This is a genomic window from Bradyrhizobium stylosanthis, assembly GCF_001641335.1.
GTDB lineage: Bacteria > Pseudomonadota > Alphaproteobacteria > Rhizobiales > Xanthobacteraceae > Bradyrhizobium > Bradyrhizobium stylosanthis.
On sequence record NZ_LVEM01000003.1, the window covers coordinates 159,062 to 175,301 of the forward strand.

The 16,240-nt window shown below is 66.2% G+C and carries 13 protein-coding genes; all 13 read left to right on the forward strand.

Going from position 1 to position 16,240, the window contains the following annotated elements:
• The first annotated feature begins 177 nt into the window (after nt 1–177).
• The 13 genes from A7X65_RS20535 (at nt 178) to neuB (ending at nt 16,158) form a co-directional block, all read left to right on the forward strand.
• Nucleotides 178–1,554: a GHMP family kinase ATP-binding protein gene (locus A7X65_RS20535; RefSeq protein ID WP_145661469.1), complete on the forward strand. Its 1,377-nt coding sequence runs from the start codon at nt 178–180 to the stop codon at nt 1,552–1,554.
• 22 nt (nt 1,555–1,576) lie between these two features.
• Nucleotides 1,577–3,496, forward strand: coding sequence for an N-acetylneuraminate synthase family protein (locus A7X65_RS20540; protein WP_245323688.1), 1,920 nt, complete (start codon nt 1,577–1,579; stop codon nt 3,494–3,496).
• Nucleotides 3,496–4,185, forward strand: a complete 690-nt coding sequence (locus tag A7X65_RS20545; protein WP_063688094.1) for an acylneuraminate cytidylyltransferase family protein — start codon at nt 3,496–3,498, stop codon at nt 4,183–4,185. Before A7X65_RS20540 ends, A7X65_RS20545 begins: the two co-directional genes overlap by 1 nt.
• On the forward strand, nt 4,178–4,942 hold the full coding sequence (locus A7X65_RS20550) for an SDR family oxidoreductase (RefSeq protein WP_063688096.1): 765 nt from the start codon (nt 4,178–4,180) through the stop codon (nt 4,940–4,942). The genes A7X65_RS20545 and A7X65_RS20550 overlap by 8 nt, the downstream gene beginning before the upstream one ends.
• Nucleotides 4,939–5,787 carry a sugar phosphate isomerase/epimerase family protein gene (locus A7X65_RS20555; RefSeq protein ID WP_063688098.1) on the forward strand — a complete coding sequence of 283 codons (849 nt, stop codon included), beginning with the start codon at nt 4,939–4,941 and terminating at the stop codon, nt 5,785–5,787. Before A7X65_RS20550 ends, A7X65_RS20555 begins: the two co-directional genes overlap by 4 nt.
• Entirely contained in the window at nt 5,784–6,545 is a 762-nt protein-coding gene (locus A7X65_RS20560; RefSeq protein WP_063688100.1) for an SDR family NAD(P)-dependent oxidoreductase, read from the forward strand. Before A7X65_RS20555 ends, A7X65_RS20560 begins: the two co-directional genes overlap by 4 nt.
• Before the next feature lie 14 nt (nt 6,546–6,559).
• The gene (locus A7X65_RS20565; protein WP_063688102.1) at nt 6,560–7,399 is read left to right on the forward strand and encodes an SDR family oxidoreductase; all 840 of its coding nucleotides are present in this window, start codon (nt 6,560–6,562) and stop codon (nt 7,397–7,399) included.
• 329 nt (nt 7,400–7,728) lie between these two features.
• On the forward strand, nt 7,729–10,224 hold the full coding sequence (locus A7X65_RS20570) for a hypothetical protein (protein WP_245323689.1): 2,496 nt from the start codon (nt 7,729–7,731) through the stop codon (nt 10,222–10,224).
• A 123-nt stretch (nt 10,225–10,347) separates the two neighbouring features.
• The gene (locus tag A7X65_RS20575; RefSeq protein ID WP_063690635.1) at nt 10,348–11,550 is read left to right on the forward strand and encodes an HAD-IIIA family hydrolase; all 1,203 of its coding nucleotides are present in this window, start codon (nt 10,348–10,350) and stop codon (nt 11,548–11,550) included.
• A gap of 134 nt (nt 11,551–11,684) precedes the next feature.
• The gene (locus tag A7X65_RS20580) at nt 11,685–12,704 is read left to right on the forward strand and encodes an NAD-dependent 4,6-dehydratase LegB (RefSeq protein ID WP_063688106.1); all 1,020 of its coding nucleotides are present in this window, start codon (nt 11,685–11,687) and stop codon (nt 12,702–12,704) included.
• Nucleotides 12,697–13,923 (forward strand): LegC family aminotransferase, encoded by a 1,227-nt coding sequence (locus A7X65_RS20585; protein ID WP_063688108.1) that lies wholly within the window; start codon nt 12,697–12,699, stop codon nt 13,921–13,923. The genes A7X65_RS20580 and A7X65_RS20585 overlap by 8 nt, the downstream gene beginning before the upstream one ends.
• The gene (gene neuC, locus A7X65_RS20590) at nt 13,916–15,094 is read left to right on the forward strand and encodes a UDP-N-acetylglucosamine 2-epimerase (protein ID WP_063688110.1); all 1,179 of its coding nucleotides are present in this window, start codon (nt 13,916–13,918) and stop codon (nt 15,092–15,094) included. The genes A7X65_RS20585 and neuC overlap by 8 nt, the downstream gene beginning before the upstream one ends.
• The gene (gene neuB / locus A7X65_RS20595) at nt 15,091–16,158 is read left to right on the forward strand and encodes an N-acetylneuraminate synthase (protein ID WP_063688112.1); all 1,068 of its coding nucleotides are present in this window, start codon (nt 15,091–15,093) and stop codon (nt 16,156–16,158) included. The genes neuC and neuB overlap by 4 nt, the downstream gene beginning before the upstream one ends.
• Nucleotides 16,159–16,240: the final 82 nt, after the last annotated feature.

Sequence of the window (16,240 nt, forward strand, 5' to 3'; positions counted from 1 at the left end):
TGTCCGAGCCGCCCTTGATGAGGCCGGTTCCGGCGCCGACGAGCCGGTTTGCGGCGCCGGGACGCTTGATGCGGGAAACTTGCATGATCCGCCCCCCTGCCGTATCTAACGACTCGAAAAGGCGGCTCGCGCGGGGTTAAGGGCCTGAAATTCCTTCCCCTTTTTGGATCCATAGCATTGGCAGAAACGAGCCATCTCACCATCGCCGAAACGGAGACGATTGAGGAAGCCTTCCGGCGCCTCAACGCCAACATGCTCGGCATCCTGTTCGCACAGGATGGGGATGGACGAATCGTCGGCGCGGTGACCGATGGCGACATCCGCCGGCGGATGCTGACGGGCCTCACCATCCACGATCAGGTGGCAGCCTGCATCAACCGCAACTTCGTCAGGGCGCAGGCCGGGGGACCGCGGGAGCAGATCCTCAAGCTGCTCGACCAGCGCGTGCATGTGGTGCCCATCCTCGATACCGACGGCCGGCTGGTCGACGTGTTCAGCCGCGAGCTGTTCAACCTGTCGGAGGAGAGTGAGGTCTTCGCGCGCGCCCGCTCGCCGGTCCGCATCTCCTTCTCCGGCGGCGGCACCGATCTGACGCACTATTTCGTGGCCAATGACGGCGGCGCGGTGATCAGCGCCACGATCAAGATGTACGCGCATGCGACGCTGCGGCGCCGGAGCGATCCCCGCATCCGGATCTATTCGCACGATTTTCGCCGCACGGTCGAAGCCGACAATCTCGCCGAGCTCGGCACCGGCGGCGATCTCGCTTTGATCAAGTCGGTGGTGCGCCTGATCAAGCCGGCCTACGGCTTCGAGCTCGAGGTCTCCGCCGACTTCCCGGTCGGCTCCGGCCTCGGCGGCTCGGCGGTGGTTTCCTCCGCCATCATCGGCTGCTTCAACGAATTCCGCAGCGACCAGTGGGATCGCCACGAGATCGCGGAAATGGCGTTCCAGGCGGAACGGTTGATGCTGAACATCCCGGGCGGATGGCAGGATCAGTACGCCACCGTGTTCGGCGGCTTCAACCATATGGAATTCTTCTCCGACCAGAACACCATCGTACCGCTGCGTCTCGACCCCAACATCATCGCCGAGCTCGAGGAGAGCCTGGTGCTCTGCTACACCGGCGCGGGCCGCGACTCCGGGGCGATCCATCGCGACCAGAAGGCGCAGCACGAGACGATCGACGCCGTGAGCGCCGCCGCCAAGCAGAAGGAGGTGACGCGCGAGATCCGCAAGCATCTCCTGCGCGGCCGGCTGCAGGATTGCGGCCGCCTCATCGACGAAGCCTGGCACGCCAAGCGCAAGCTCAGCTCCAAGATTTCCTCCAGCGAGCTCGACGCGCTCTACGATTTCGCCAAATCGCACGGCGCCGTCGGCGGCAAGCTGCTGGGCGCCGGCGGCGGCGGCTACTTCATGTTCTTCGTACGTCCGTTCGAGCGCTACCAGCTCATCGCGGCGCTGGAACAGCAGGGGCACAGCTGCTCCCGCATCATGTTCGAAGAGAACGGATTGCGGACGTGGAAATCGCGCCTTCCGGCGCGATCCACCTGACGCATGTGAGACGAGAATGTTGATGACACCGCCCAAACAGCCAGCTCCGGTCCGTATCGGCAACCGCCTCCTGGGCGAGGGCGAGCCCTGCTACGTCATCGCCGAGATCGGCAACAACCATAACGGCGATTTCGACCGCGCCATCGCGCTCGTCGACGCGGCGGTTGCGGCCGGCGCGGATTGCGCCAAATTCCAGATGCGCAAGCTGGACGAGGTCTATCGCGCCTCCTCGCTCTCCGGAAAGGACGACGACCTCGCCGTCGAATACACGCTCGACCTGCTCCGCCGCTTCGAGCTGACCACGGAGCAGCAGAAGAAGATCGCCGACTATTGCGCCTCGAAGGGCATTCAGTATCTCTGCACGCCCTGGGACGCGAAGAGCGTCGCGGTGCTCGAAGGTTTCGGCGTGCAGGCCTACAAGGTCGCTTCCGCCGACCTCACCAACCTTCCCCTGCTCGCGAAGCTGGCCGCGACCGGCAAGACGCTGATCGTCTCGACCGGCATGAGCACGACGGACGAGATCAAGACCGCGGCAAAATTCCTCGACGACCGCAAGGCCGGCTACGTGCTGCTGCATTGCCAGAGCACCTATCCCGCGGCGCTGCACAACATCCATCTGCGCTTCATGGAGACGCTGCACGAGATCCATCCGCTGGTCGGCTATTCCGGCCATGAGCGCGGCACCGCGGTGTCGACGGCGGCGGTCGCTCTCGGTGCCGTCGTGATCGAGCGCCACATCACGCTCGACCGCGAGATGGAAGGTCCGGACCATGCCGCAAGCCTGGAGCCGGGGGAATTCAAGACCCTCGTCGCCGGCATCCGCGAGGTGGAAGCAGCGCGCGGCGAAAAACTCGCCGAGCGCGCGCTCAGCCAGGGCGAGCTGATCAACCGCGAAAATCTCGCCAAAAGCCTGGTCGCAGCGCGCGACCTGGAGGCTGGCACCGTCATCTCCGACGACGACATCGCCGTGAAGAGCCCGGGCCAGGGCCTGTCGCCGCTGAAGATGCCGGCGCTGATCGGCAGGACGATCAAGCGCAGGATGGCGGCGGACGATTATTTCTTCCAGAGCGACCTCGACGAGGGCGCGGCGAAGGCGCGGCGCTACCGCTTCGACCGGCCGTGGGGCGTGCCGGTGCGCTATCACGACACCGAGCGCTTCCTCGAGATCTGCGAACCCGACATCATCGAATTCCATCTCAGCTACAGCGACATGGAGCGCGATCCGGCGGCCTATCTATCCGGCACCTACGATCTCGGCTTCGTCGTGCACGCGCCGGAACTGTTCGCCGGCTCGAAGCTGATGGATCTCGCAACGCCGGACGAGGCGCTGCGCCGCTATTCGCTCGAGCAGACGCAGGCGGTGATCGACATCACCCGCGGCCTGAAGAAGTTCTTCCCCAAGACCAAGCGTCCGCCGATCGTCGCCAATATCGGCGGCTTCACCATGGACGAGCCGCTGCCTCCGGAGGAGAAGGCCGAGCGCTACCGCATTTTCGCGCAGAGCCTGAAGGAGCTCGACATGGACGGCGTCGAGCTGACGCCGCAGACCATGGCGCCCTTCCCCTGGCATTTCGGCGGCCAGCGCCACCAGAACATCTTCATCTTCCCGGACGAGTCGGCCGCGTTCTGCGCCAAGCATGATCTGCGCATGTGCGTCGATATCTCCCACACCAAGCTCGCCGCCAATCATTTCGGCTTCGACTTCGCGCAAGGCCTGGCCCAGCTCGGACCGCACACCGCGCATTTGCATTTCGGTGACGCCAAGGGACTGGACGGCGAAGGTCTCCAGGTCGGCGAAGGCGAGATCGACTTCGACGAGATCGGGAAGGTGCTGCGCAAGCATGCGCCGACCGCATCCTTCATTCCCGAGATCTGGCAGGGCCACAAGAACATGGGCGAAGGCTTCTGGACCGCGCTCGAACGTCTCGAGGGACACATCTGATGGCGCGCAAGACGCTGGCCGTGATCGCCGCGCGCGGCGGCTCCAAGGGCATCCCGCACAAGAACCTGCTCGATCTCTGCGGTAAGCCGCTGATCGCCTGGACGGTCGAGCAGGCGCGCGCCGCACGCGGCGTCGACGTGGTGGCGGTCTCGTCCGACAGCGACAGGATTCTGGAAGCGGCGGAAGCCGCCGGCGCGGTCGGCGTGCAGCGTCCCGACGACATTTCGGGCGACCTCGCCTCCTCCGAATCCGCCTGGCTTCATGCGCTCGAGGCCATCGACGAACGGATGGGCCGCTTCGAGCGCATCGTCGCGCTGCAGGCCACCTCGCCGATCCGCGAGCCCGCCGACATCGAGGCGGCGCTGGCGACCTTCGATCGCGAGCATCTCGACAGCCTGCTGTCGGTTTGCGAGGTCGAGGATTATTTCAATTGGCGCATCGGGCAAAACGGACCCGAGCCGATCAATTACGACTATCACAACCGCCGCATGCGGCAGCAGATCGAGAAGCGTTACCTCGAGAACGGCTCGTTCTACGTGCTCATTCCTTCGCTTCTGCGCGAACAGAGCAACCGCCTCGGCGGCAAGATCGGCTTCCATGTGATGGAGCGCCACAAGATGTTCCAGATCGACCGCACCGAAGACGTCAAGCTCTGTGGGGCCATCATGCGCAGTTACGGCTATGCCTGATCTCAGCGCCTTCTCCCTTGCCGGCAAGATCGCCGTCGTCACCGGCGCCTCGCGCGGCATTGGTGCTGCGATTGCAGCCGGCCTCAAGGAGGCCGGCGCCACGGTGTTCGGTCTCAGCCGTTCCGGGACCGCGCCGCAAGGTGTCACCGCGATAGAATGCGATCTCTCCGATGATGCCGCGATCGGGCGTGCGTTCGACGCCATCGCGGCCCAGGGCGGACGTATCGACGCCCTGGTCAACGCGGCCGGCATCAGCCTTCCCCCGCAGGCTGCCGAAAGCGAGCTCGCGCGCTTCCGCGCCACGGTCGCGACCGACCTCACCGGCGTCTACGCCACGATCCTTGCCGCCTATCCGCTTCTGAAGACGACGCGCTCGGCCGCGATCATCAACGTCACCAGCATCAATTCGATCCGCGGCTTCCCCGGCAATCCCGGTTACGTCGCGGCGAAAGCGGGTCTCTCCGGCCTGACGCGCGCGCTCGCCGCCGACTACGCGAGCGACGGCATCCGCGTCAACGCGCTTGCGCCGGGTTACGTCGCGACCGAGATGACCGCGAAGAGTTTTGCCGATCCCGCCATGCACGAAGACAGGCGGCGTCACACCATGCTCGGCCGCTGGGGGCAGCCCGGCGACATGGTCGGCGCCGCCATCTTCCTGGCGTCGGATGCCTCTGCCTATGTGACGGGCCAGGAAATCTTCGTCGACGGCGGCTGGACCGCCAAGGGCCTTGCCATCAGCTCGGATAACAAGTCGTGACCGCAACATCGCAACGCATCGGCTTCATGCAAGGACGCCTGTCGGCACTGGTCGACGGCAAGATCCAGGCGTTCCCATGGGATGAATGGCGCGAGGAATTTCCGCGCGCCAAGGCGCTCGGCCTGACGCGGATGGAATGGACCATCGATCAGGAACGGCTGCGGGAAAACCCGCTCACGACCGAGGACGGACAGGCCGAGATCGCCGCGCTGGCGCGCGAGAACGGCCTGCGTATTCCGAGCCTGACCGGCGACTGCTTCATGCAGGCGCCGTTCTGGAAGGTCGACGCCGTGGTGCGCGACGCGCTCGTCGGCGATCTCGATCTCCTGATCGCCGCCTGCAGCCGGATCGGCATCGAATTCGTCGTGATCCCGCTGGTGGACAACGGCAAGATCGATCGCGAGAGCGAGGGCGACACGCTCAAGCGGGTGCTGATCGCCCGCCGCGAGCAGCTTGTCCGACAGAACGTCAAGATCGTCTTCGAATCCGACCTGCCGCCGCGCGATCTCGCCCGGTTCATGGAGGCGTTTCCGGCAGACGTCTTCGGCATCAACTACGACAGCGGCAACAGTGCCTCGCTCGGCTATGACAGCAGCGAGGAGATCGAGGCCTACGCGCCCCGCATTCTCAACGTGCATGTGAAGGACCGCATTCGCGGCGGCACCACCGTGCCGCTCGGCACCGGCAACGCCGATCTCGCCAAGACGATCCGGCTGATCGAGCGGTCCGGCTACAAGGGACAGTACATCCTGCAGACCGCGCGCGCGGCCGACGGCGACCATGCCGGCGCGCTCGCCCGGTATCGCGACATGACGATCGGCTGGATCGAGGACGCGGCGCGATGAAGCTCGAGCTGGAAGACCGCGTCGCGCTCGTCACCGGGGCCAGCCGCGGCATCGGTCTTGCCATTGCCGCAGCGCTTGTCGCGGAGGGCGCGAAGGTCGCGCTGGCGGCTCGCGGTACCGAGGCGCTGAACGCGGCGCGCGCGACTATCAGCGGACAGAGCTCGATCCATATCGCCGATGTCACCGATCCCGCGGCCGCTGCGGCCCTGGTGCAAGACGTCGAACGGCAATGGGGCCGCCTCGATGTCCTCGTCTGCAATGTCGGCAGCGGCGCCTCCGTCCCGCCCGGCAAGGAGACCGCGGCGGAATGGTCGCGGCTGATGGATCTCAACTTCTTCGCCAGCACCAACACGATCGAGGCCGCGCGCCCCCTGATGGCACGCGGCAGCGGCGACCGCTCCATCATCTGCATCTCCTCGATTGCCGGCATGGCGGCGCTCGGCGCCCCCGTGACCTACTATGCCGCGAAGGCGGCGCTGAACGCGACCGTGCGCGGGCTGGCGCGGCCGCTGGCGCTCGACGGCATCCGCATCAATGCGGTCGCCCCCGGCAACATTCTCGCCGCCGACGGGACCTGGGCGCGCAAGCTGGCCGAGAACAGGCCAGCGGTCGAGGACATGCTCGCGCGCGAGGTGGCGCTGCGCCGGCTCGGCAAGCCGGAAGAGATCGCCGACCTCGTCGCGTTCCTGGCCTCGCCCCGCGCGGCCTTCATCACCGGCAGTGTCATGGTCGCCGACGGCGGCCAGTTGCGCAGTTGAACAGGAGCCCTTCCATGGCAAGCCCGTCCTCCCGCTATGACCTCACTGGGCGCACCGCGCTCGTGACCGGTGCCGGTGGCCTGCTCGGGCGACAGCATGTCGCAGCGCTCTGCGAAGCGGGCGCGCGCGTCGTCATCACCGAGATCAACCTTGCGCAGGCCGAGGCGGCGATCGCCGCATTGAAGGAGGCCGCGCCCGCCGCCGATCTGATCGCGCTCGCGCTCGACGTCACCACGCAGAATTCGGTGCGCGCCGCGAGCGAGCAGCTCGCAGGCCGCGGTGTCACCGTCGATATCCTCGTCAACAACGCCGCCATCGATCCGAAGGTGACGTCGAGCCCGGGCGTCATGCACTCCTCGCGCTTCGAGGCGTTCCCGGTGCCGCAATGGCAGACCGAGATCGCCGTGGGCCTGACCGGGGCGATGCTGTGTGCGCAGGAATTCGGCGGCCAGATGGCGCGGCGCGGCCGCGGCGTGATCCTCAACATCGCCTCCGATCTCGGCGTGATCGCGCCGGACCAGCGGCTCTACCGCCAGCCGAATGTGGCGCGGGAGGAGGAGCAGCCGGTCAAGCCCGTGACCTACTCGGTGATCAAGCACGGGCTGATCGGCCTGACGAAATACCTGGCGACCTACTGGGCCGACCACGGCGTGCGCGTCAACGCGATCTCGCCGGGCGGCGTCTTCAACAACCAGGATCCCGCCTTCGTGGAACGCCTCACCCGCCTGATCCCGATGGGGCGCATGGCCGAGGTCGACGAATATCGCGCCGCGGTCCAGTTCCTCTGTTCCGATGCGTCGAGCTACATGACCGGGCAGAACCTCGTGATGGACGGTGGCCGGAGCGTATGGTAGCGGCGCCGGCGCTACGCACGGCGCTGACACCGCGAAACTGCGGAACCTGGCTTTAGGCGGGACTGCGACAATTCAGCCGTGTTTCGCCGGCAAATGAGCGAGATTGCCCCCGGATGGTCTCGCCCGTAAGCTGAAATCCCGCACAACGCGACGAGTGTTTGCGCGTCGCCGTGGAATCAACTTTCAATGGAACCGCGTTGCGCCACCGCAAGAACCGGCATGACGCGGCGTTCCCGAAATGACCGGCAGCACTTCGTCGCGCCGGGGCCAGCCTGCCTCTTGCAACCGCCTTTCTCAGCCGGACGAGTTCCAGAGATGCTGCGATGTGGATGAATACATTGCTTCTGACGTTCGTGTTCTTCCTGATCCAGCTCGGCACTGGCCTGTCCATTGTGGCGCTGGCGCCACGCGAACTGATCTCGGCGAGCCGGCTGACAAAGGTCCAGTTCGTCGTACTGGGATATGCGATCGGCGCATCCGCCGTTGGCATTCTTCTCGGGCTGTTCTCCGCCCTGGTCGGCGACCTCCGGCTTCACCTCGCCATCATGATTTCGCTGTCCGCCTTCGGACTGGTATGGACCTGGCCGGTCTGGCGCCCGCGCACCGGCGACACCAGGCAGATCATGCTTTGGCTTCTGCTGGCGCTACCGTTGGCGCTGATGACGTGGTGGTGGACGTTCGGCGCCTTCTCCAGCTTCCCCTACTCGGATATCGGCGCCGACGTTCACTGGATGAAGACGGCGCAGGAATATGCCGATAGCGGCGTCGTCAATCCCTACGCCTCGCAGTCCTATGTCGATCTCCGCTCTGCTCTGGCAGGCGCATTGGCCGGCACCTGCAACCTCGATCTCCTGCATTTCGGGTGGACCTACCGCTACGTCTCGATCCTGTTCTTCCTTCTCGCTTTCTACGCCTTCGCGCAGGGCATCTATTCGGACCCGTCGCGGAAATGGATCGCATTTTTCTTCGCCGGGGCCGGCAACGGCATCGGACTGCTGACCAATGGCAGCCTGGCGGTTGCCGGCAGCGTGGTCTTTCTCGGTGTCCTTCTCGGCAAGTCCAGACAAGACGAGAAGGAGGATCTCCGGGCGGGCTCGATCGCGCTATTGATCCTCAGCGCGGTGACCTCGCTTTTCCTCGCCTTCATGCTCAACAACAATGCCCTGCTGCTTGCGCTCCTTGCGGTCGGGCTGTTGCTGCTCAGGCTTCAAGGCAAGGCCCACCGCCGCGGAAGCCTCCTTTTCATCGGTTGCGTGTGGCCCGCGACGCTGCTGCTGGCGCACCGGGGGTCTTACCTGCACATCCCAGCCGTCCTTGGCGCCTGGCTTGGCTACCTGCTCATCCTGCACGAGATGTCGCGGCGGCCTGCACGAACCCTCAGCCTTCTCCGCGCCCTCTCCATCGTGCTGCCGTTGGCCCTCGGCGCAATCGTCGCCTCCGTCGTGGCGATGCGCCTCGGCTATCTGCCGACGGCCAACGCCAACGCGATATTTTCCCACATCACCGGGCTGGTGCTTGGGCGAACGATTCAAAGCGGCGACGAGCTGTTCCTGGGCGCCGGCCCGGAGGTCGCCGTGATCGAGCTCGGCCGGGCCGTGGGCCCGCTGTTCGCCATCTGCATCGCGCTGGCCATGGCCTGGTGGTGGATCAATCGCGCGACCGCTTCCCCGGGCACGGCTTCCGATCCCACTCAAACCGCCCGCGTGTCGAAGCTGCTGTGGTCATGGACCATCGGCTGCGGCCTCGCCCTCGCCGCGCTTTCCGGCTTCCCGTTCCTGTACCGCACCACCATGATCGTCCTGTCCCTGCTGGCGATCACGGCGACCGAAGCCGTCTCTCAACTGCTCATCGACCCCTCTCCCGCGTCCTTGCGCCGGCGCGCGTCTGCGGCATTTACATTCACCCTGCTCGCCGCCGGCCTCGTGCTGGCGGTCTATACTTTCACCTGGCGGCCTGACCTGCCCTCCTCGCGGTACCAGGATTTCCTCCGGCCGGCCGAACTCGCGGGACTGGTTCTCCTCGCGGCGCTGGTACCGCTGACGCTCATCCGGTCCAGGCGGGTTCATGTCTGCGCGCTTGCGGCCGTCTTCGGATTGGGCGTCATCCTCGACCGCGCCGGCCTCGCCAGCATGTCGAAGAGCTACAGCTATGGCGCTCTTCCCGCCGGGGCCACGGCCGTCACCCACTACAATGCCAGCGATCTCGACGCCGCGCGCTGGCTGCACGACCACCTGAAAAAGGGCATCCTGCTGTCCGATCCTTACACGCTCGGCATGATTCAAGCTCTGACCGGCGCGCCGGCGGCCTACATGTTCTCGAATCTGGATACGGTGAACGAAGCTCTTGCCAAGCGGATGCGCACCGTCGTCTCCACGATTGTCGAGCCGGGCGACGGTGCCCTGCGGCTCGCCGAAGCCTGCACGACGATCCGGCCGCTGCTGCAGGACATCAATCAGGAAACGTATTTCCAGATGGGGAGGAGCGACGCGCTGAGTGGAATATTGCGGCCCGTCCGCACCACGAAAGCGCCCGAGACGGCCGCACCGCAGGCGACAGCCCCCGAGGTTTCGGATGCGACGGAGGACGCGGATCGAGACGTGGTGCAGAACTTCCTGGGCGCCGGCCAGGACACATGGCAGCTGGTTGCCGTGATCAATCCCCGCACGATCGAATGGATCAATCTCGGCGCGGGCGAGCGGCTTCCCTATTTTCCACCGACAACGCAGCTGGAGTCCGAATTCATCAAGTCGCTTCGCGCAGGGCCGTTCCAGGCGCTATATGCCAACAAGCAAACTGCGATCGTTCGCATTCCGTGCGAGCGATGATTTTTGGCTTCGCCGCGACGGCGAATGCGCATCTGGCGCGGACACCGGCGGCGCGGTATGGACATTGAGAATGACGTCCAATTTTCACCCACAGCTCGATCGATGCCGCAAAACACCTCTTCCATGCTGAGACAGGCCGTCATCCTCGTCGGCGGGCTTGGCACAAGGCTCGGCGAGCGCACCAGGCTGGTTCCGAAGCCGATGCTCGAGGTCGGCGGGCGGCCGTTTCTCGACACGCTGATCGATGAGCTCGCGCGCTACGGCGTGTTCGACGAAATCGTCCTGCTTGCGGGCCACAAGGCGGAGATCGTCGAGACGCATTACGCCACGGCCGCCAGGGGACAGACGCGCATCATCGTGTCGCGCGAGACCGAGCCGCTCGGCACCGGCGGTGCGCTCGTGCATGCGCGCGAGCTGCTGCACGACCGCTTCCTGCTGCTCAACGGCGACTCGCTGTTCGATTTCAACCTGCTCGACCTGATCGCGCGCGCGCAGGGCGGGCGCGTCCACATGGCGCTGCGCGACGGTGTCGTCGGCGACCGCTACGGGCGTGTCGCGCTGGACGGCGAATTCGTGCGGGATTTCATCGCGCCGGGCGCGGGCGCCACGGGACCGGTCAATGCCGGCATCTATGTCGTCGAAAAATCCGTTCTCGGAGACATCGCGAAGCTTCCCGCCTCGCTCGAGCAGGACGTGTTTCCCGGCCTTGCCTCACGCGGCGAGCTGCGCGGCACGGCCTATCGTGGCTATTTCATCGACATCGGCATCCCCGACGACTTCGCGCGCGCCGATCGCGAGCTGCGCGAGCAGCTGCGGCGTCCCGCCGTGTTCTTCGACCGCGACGGCGTGCTCAACCACGATTCCGGCTACACGTTCGAGACCCACAAGCTGGAATGGATCGAGGGCGCGCGCGAGGCGGTGAAGGCGGTCAACGACGCCGGCTATTTCGCCTTCGTTATCACCAACCAATCCGGCGTCGCGCGCGGCTATTACGAGGAGCATCACGTCGTCACCCTGCACCGCTGGATGGCGGACCAGATGGCAGAGGTCGGCGCGCATATCGACGCCTTCGAATATTGCCCCGATCATCCCGACGGAACCGTCGCGCGCTACTCCCGCGTCAGCGACCGCCGCAAGCCGGCGCCGGGCATGATCACCGACCTCGCGCGGCGCTTTCCGGTCGACATGACGCGCAGCATGGTGATCGGCGACAAGGACAGCGATATCGCGGCCGCGCGGGCGGCCGGCCTGCCCGGCCATTTGTTCGAGGGCGGCAATCTCGAGGCATTCGTGCGAGGGCGCCTGAACCCGGCCGGCAAGGCTTAGGCGGCCTTGCAAAAAACTGCTGCATCCCCGGGCATTTGGCGGCTATCGGGCGCTGCTCTGTTGCGCGCAACCGCCAGTGTGCTATAGCGCCATCTTGTTGCGAATACTGGCTTAATCGCCTTCTGAGGTCCGGCATGGCAGATCTGAGGGACGCCCGCGTCCTCGTTACCGGCAGCGACGGCTTCATCGGTTCGCATGTCGTCGAGGAGCTGGTGAAAGCCGGGGCCCGCGTCAAGGCGGTCGTCTACTACAACTCCTTCAATTCCTGGGGCTGGCTGGACACGGTTCCCGCCGACATCATGAAGAGCGTCGAGGTGGTCGCCGGCGACATCCGCGATCCGCATTTCATGATCGCGGCCGCCAACGGTTGCACCGACGTGCTGCACCTGGCCGCGCTGATCGCGATCCCCTTCTCCTATGTCGCGCCCGATTCCTATGTCGAGACCAATGTGCGCGGCACCGTCAACGTGCTGCAGGCGGCGCGCATGGCCGGCGTGCGGCGCTTCGTGCAGACCTCGACCAGCGAGGTCTACGGCACGGCGCAGACCGTGCCGATCAAGGAGAACCATCCGCTGGTCGGCCAGTCGCCCTACTCGGCCTCGAAAATCGCCTCCGACCAGATGGCGCTGTCGTTCCAGGCCTCGTTCGACATGCCGGTCGTCGTCATCCGGCCGTTCAACACCTATGGTCCCAGGCAATCGGCGCGCGCAGTGATCCCGACCATCATCAGCCAGATCGCGACCGGCAAGCGCCGCATCCGTCTCGGCGCGATCAGCCCGACGCGCGACTTCTCCTTCGTCACCGACACCGCGCGCGGCCTGATCGCAGGCCTCACCGCGCCGGCCGAGCAGTGCGTCGGCCAGACCATCAATCTCGGCAGCGGCTTCGAGATCTCGGTCGGTGCGACCGTCGAGATGATCGCCGACGTGATGGGCGTGAAGATCGAGATCGAGACCGACGAAGCGCGCCTGCGTCCGGCCAACAGCGAGGTCGAGCGGCTCTGGGCCGACAATTCCAAGGCGCGCCAGCAACTCGGCTGGAGCCCGGAATTCGGCGGGATCGACGGCATGCGCCAGGGCATCGTGAAGACGGTGAACTGGTTCACCAATCCCGCCAATCTCAGCCGCTACAAGGCGGATGTCTACAATGTCTGAGGCAAGCGTGGGAACGGCCGCAACCAGATCCGACAGCTCCGCACGCCCGTTCGATCCGAAGGCCGTGGTCGATGCGGTCCGGCGCGCCGCGGGCACGCCCAACGGCATCCTCGGCCTGCACGAGCCGGTGTTTGCGGGCAACGAGGTCTCCTATCTCGAAGAGTGCATCAAGAGCACCTTTGTCTCCTCGGTCGGCCCGTTCGTCGACCGCTTCGAGCGCATGCTGGAAGAGGTGACGGGCGCGAGGCGCGCGGTCGCCGTGGTCAACGGCACCGCGGCGCTGCATGCCTGCTTCCGCCTCGCCGGCGTCGAGCCGGGCGACGAGGTGATGTCTCCGGCTCTGACCTTCATCGCGACCACCAACGCGATCGCCTATTGCGGGGCGGTGCCGCATTTCATCGACAGCTCGCTCACGACGCTCGGCATGGACCCGCGCGCGCTCGCCACGCGGCTCGAGGCGATTGCCGAGCGGACGCCCAGGGGCGCCATCAATCGCGAGACCGGACGCCGCATCGCCGCGATCTCGCCGATGCACACGTTCGGCCATCCCGTCGCGCTCGACGAGATCGCCGCGATCGCAAGCCACTGGAACATCGCGCTGGTGGAGGATGCCGCGGAATCGCTGGGCTCGACCTACAAGGGCCACGCCGTCGGATCGCAGGCGCGGCTCGCGGCGCTGAGCTTCAACGGCAACAAGATCGTCACCACCGGCGGCGGCGGCGCCATCCTCACCAACGACGAGGAGCTGGGACGGCGCGCCAAGCATCTCACCACCACCGCGAAGCTGCCGCACAAATGGGCCTTCGTCCATGACGAGATCGGCTTCAACTATCGCCTGCCCAACCTGAACGCCGCGCTCGGCTGCGCCCAGCTCGAACAGCTCGACGGCTTCCTGGCGAGCAAGCGCCGGCTCGCTGCGGCCTATGAGCGCGTCTTTGCGGATGTGCCCGGCGTGCGCTTCTCGCGCGAGCCCGAGGGCACCACGAGCAATTACTGGCTGAACGCGATCCTGATCGACGAGGCCTATGCCGACCGGCGCGACGACGTGCTCACGGTGCTGAACGAAGCCGGCTTCGGCGCGCGCCCGGCCTGGACCCTGATGCACCGCCTGCCGATGTTCGCGCAGAGCCCGCGCGGCGATCTCGCCGCCGCCGAATCCATCGAGCGCCGCCTGATCAACCTGCCGAGCAGCGCGAGCATCAGGGCCCGCGATGAATAGCGGCACGCGAAAGATCTGCTTCGTCACCGGCAGCCGGGCCGACTTCGGACTGCTGATCTGGCCGATGCGCGCGATCCGCGAGACCTCAGGCCTGACACTGCAGCTCATCGCCACCGGCATGCATCTCGCGCCGGAGTTCGGCTACACCTTCAATGCGATCCGCGACGAGGGCTTCGAGGTTGACGAGCGCGTCGAGACGCTGCTCGCCAGCGACACCGGCGCGGGCGTCGCGAAATCGGTCGGCCTCGGCGTGATCGGATTTGCCGACGCCTTCGCACGGCTGCAACCCGATCTCGTTGTGCTGCTCGGTGACCGCTTCGAGATGTTCGCGGCCGCGCAGGCCGCGATGTTCATGCGGCTGCCGATGGCACATCTGTTCGGCGGCGACGTCACCGAAGGCGCGGTCGACGAGTCCATCCGCCACGCCATTACCAAGATGTCGCACCTGCATTTTGCCAGCAACGCGGGATCGGCGCGGCGGCTGAGCCAGCTCGGCGAGGACCCATCCCGCATCCACACCATCGGTTCGGTCGGCATCGACGCGATCAAGCATCTCGACCTGCTGGACCGCGACAGTATCGGCCGCGCGGTCGGCCTGCCGCTGGGCGAGCACAATGCGCTCGTGACGTTCCATCCGGTGACGGTCGAGGCCGGCCGCTCGATCGCCGAGCTGGACGAGCTGTTCGCGGCGCTGTCGGCGCTCGATCCCGAATTCCGCCTCGTCTTCACGCTCGCCAATGCCGATGCCGAGGGGCGCGCGCTGAACGAGCGCACCAAGGCCTTCGCGGCGGGCCGGCCGAACACGATCGCGGTCGCCTCGCTCGGTCAGCTCCGTTATCTCAGCCTGATGAGCCAGGTGGACCTCGTGATCGGCAATTCGTCGAGCGGCATCCTTGAAGCGCCTTCATTCGGCGTTCCCACGGTCGACGTTGGCGACCGCCAGAAGGGGCGCGAGCGCGCGGCTTCGGTGTTTCACGCTGCCTCCGAGCGCGGCGCGATCGGCGCCGCGATCGCACAGGCGCTCCGGCGCGGCCGCCAGGCCACCGTCAATCCGTATGGCGACGGCGAATCCAGCCGGCGATTTGCCGACATCGTTGCCGGCATCCCGGATTTCAGGCAGCTCCTGACGAAGGGCTTCTACGAACCTCCCGCAAGCGGAGCGCGGCCATGACGCACACGCTGATCATCGCGGAGGCCGGCGTCAATCACGACGGCAGCCTGGAGAAGGCGCTGGCGCTGCTCGATGCGGCCGCCGATGCCGGCGCCGACATCGTCAAGTTCCAGACGTTTGACGCCAAGGCGGTCGCGGGTAGCGCGGCGAAGAAGGCCGCCTATCAGCAGCGGACGACGGACGTCGCCGAGACCCAGCTTGCCATGCTGCAACGGCTGGAACTGCCGCAGGCTGCGCATCACACGCTGATCGCGCGCGCGGCCGAACGCGGCATTGAATTCCTCTCGACGCCGTTCGACGACGCCTCGCTCGGCTTCCTGCTGTCGCTGAAGCTGCCGCGCATCAAGATCGGATCGGGCGATCTCACCAATGCACCATTGCTGCACGCGGCGGCAAAGGCCGGAGCGACACTGATCCTGTCGACGGGCATGGCGACCCTCAGCGAGGTCGAGGAATCGCTCGGCGTGTTGGCCCATGGCTATGCCCAGCGCAACGATCCTGCCGGTGTAGCCTCGTTCCGCGCGGCATGGCGCGAACCGGCGGCGCGCGCCGCACTGACGCGGCACGTCAGCCTGCTGCATTGCACGACCGAATATCCCTGCCCCATCGCGGACGTGAACCTCGCCGCGATGGCGACGATGCGATCGGCGTTCCAGCTTCCGGTCGGCTATTCCGATCATACCGACGGGTTCGAGGTTTCGGTCGCCGCGGTCGCGCTCGGCGCAACCATCATCGAGAAGCACCTGACGCTCGATCGCAAGGCGCAGGGTCCCGACCATGCCGCCTCGCTGGAGCCGGATGATTTCAAACGGATGGTGAGCGCCATTCGCAATGTCGAGTCCGCGCTCGGCGACGGCGTCAAGACGCCGCGAGGGTCCGAGGTCAGGAACGTGCCGGTGGCGCGCAAGAGCATCGTGGCGGCACGCGCGCTGAAGGCCGGCGAGATCATCGGCCCAGCCGACATCACCACAAAGCGGCCGGGTACGGGGCGGTCGCCGATCGACTATTGGTCCCTGATCGGAACCGCGGCACCGCGGGCGCTCGAGCCTGACGACCCGGTTTGACCGGCCCATCGCCATCGGGCAAACCGACGACGATTCTCCTGCGCACGCACTGATTTTGGCGACCGGGCCACGGCCCTTCAAA

Bases quoted from the DNA above. Each gene is read 5' to 3' on its own strand.
- A7X65_RS20565 (WP_063688102.1), top strand. From the start codon at position 6,560: ATGGCAAGCCCGTCCTCCCGCTATGACCTCACTGGGCGCACCGCGCTC.
- A7X65_RS20580 (WP_063688106.1), top strand. From the start codon at position 11,685: ATGGCAGATCTGAGGGACGCCCGCGTCCTCGTTACCGGCAGCGACGGC.
- A7X65_RS20560 (WP_063688100.1), top strand. From the start codon at position 5,784: ATGAAGCTCGAGCTGGAAGACCGCGTCGCGCTCGTCACCGGGGCCAGC.
- neuB (WP_063688112.1), top strand. From the start codon at position 15,091: ATGACGCACACGCTGATCATCGCGGAGGCCGGCGTCAATCACGACGGC.
- A7X65_RS20570 (WP_245323689.1), top strand. From the start codon at position 7,729: ATGAATACATTGCTTCTGACGTTCGTGTTCTTCCTGATCCAGCTCGGC.
- A7X65_RS20540 (WP_245323688.1), top strand. From the start codon at position 1,577: ATGACACCGCCCAAACAGCCAGCTCCGGTCCGTATCGGCAACCGCCTC.
- A7X65_RS20585 (WP_063688108.1), top strand. From the start codon at position 12,697: ATGTCTGAGGCAAGCGTGGGAACGGCCGCAACCAGATCCGACAGCTCC.
- neuC (WP_063688110.1), top strand. From the start codon at position 13,916: ATGAATAGCGGCACGCGAAAGATCTGCTTCGTCACCGGCAGCCGGGCC.
- A7X65_RS20545 (WP_063688094.1), top strand. From the start codon at position 3,496: ATGGCGCGCAAGACGCTGGCCGTGATCGCCGCGCGCGGCGGCTCCAAG.
- A7X65_RS20550 (WP_063688096.1), top strand. From the start codon at position 4,178: ATGCCTGATCTCAGCGCCTTCTCCCTTGCCGGCAAGATCGCCGTCGTC.
- A7X65_RS20575 (WP_063690635.1), top strand. From the start codon at position 10,348: ATGCTGAGACAGGCCGTCATCCTCGTCGGCGGGCTTGGCACAAGGCTC.